Below are 711 nucleotides of genomic sequence, written 5' to 3'. Positions count from 1 at the left end.
AAGACCGGCAAGGCGACGGAGACGTACGAGGCGAGAACGGATCACGCCGGGCTGGATGCCGCAGCGCGGCTGCCCCGCGGCTTACATCCAGTTTGTGATTCGGTAATGTTTCCCGGTCTCGCTTGACCGGCGGGCCGGTACCATGATCCTCCGCTTCGTGCATGACCGGACCGATGCGATGACGCAACCCTGCCTGGCCATCCTGCTGGTCGAGGACGACGAGCTGACCGCCAATCTCGTGCGCGCCGCGCTCGGCGCCGAGGGGCATCTCGTCGCCGTCGCCGCCGATGGCCGGGACGGCCTGCTGCGCGCCGCCGCCGGCCATGAGGGCCGGGCCTGGGACCTGCTGATCGTCGACCGCATGCTGCCGGGCCTCGACGGTCTCGCCCTGGTCCGCACCCTGCGCGGCGCCGGCCTGACCATGCCGGCGCTGTTCCTCACCGCCCTCGGCGGCATCGACGACCGGGTCGAGGGCCTGCGCGCCGGCGGCGACGACTATCTCGTCAAGCCCTTCGCCGCCGCCGAACTGGCCGCCCGCGTCGCCGCCCTGGCCCGGCGCGGCGAGATGCGCCCCTCCGGGCCGGTGCTCCGGGTCGAGGATCTCGAACTCGACCGGCTCACCCGCGCCGTCACCCGCGCCGGCCGGCGCATCGACCTCAAGCCCCGCGAATACGAGGTGCTGGAATACCTGATGCGCCATGCCGGCCGCGT

General features: G+C 72.6%; 1 protein-coding gene. It reads left to right on the top strand.

The genetic code is table 11. The annotated features are described in order from the left end of the window. Positions 1-142: 142 nt before the first annotated feature. Positions 143-711: response regulator transcription factor (locus APM_RS12915; RefSeq protein WP_007423814.1), on the top strand; the 569-nt coding region annotated here is incomplete at its 3' end.

The organism is Acidiphilium sp. PM (genome assembly GCF_000219295.1).
Taxonomy (GTDB): domain Bacteria; phylum Pseudomonadota; class Alphaproteobacteria; order Acetobacterales; family Acetobacteraceae; genus Acidiphilium; species Acidiphilium multivorum.
This window is presented reverse-complemented; position numbering and strand designations above follow the sequence as displayed.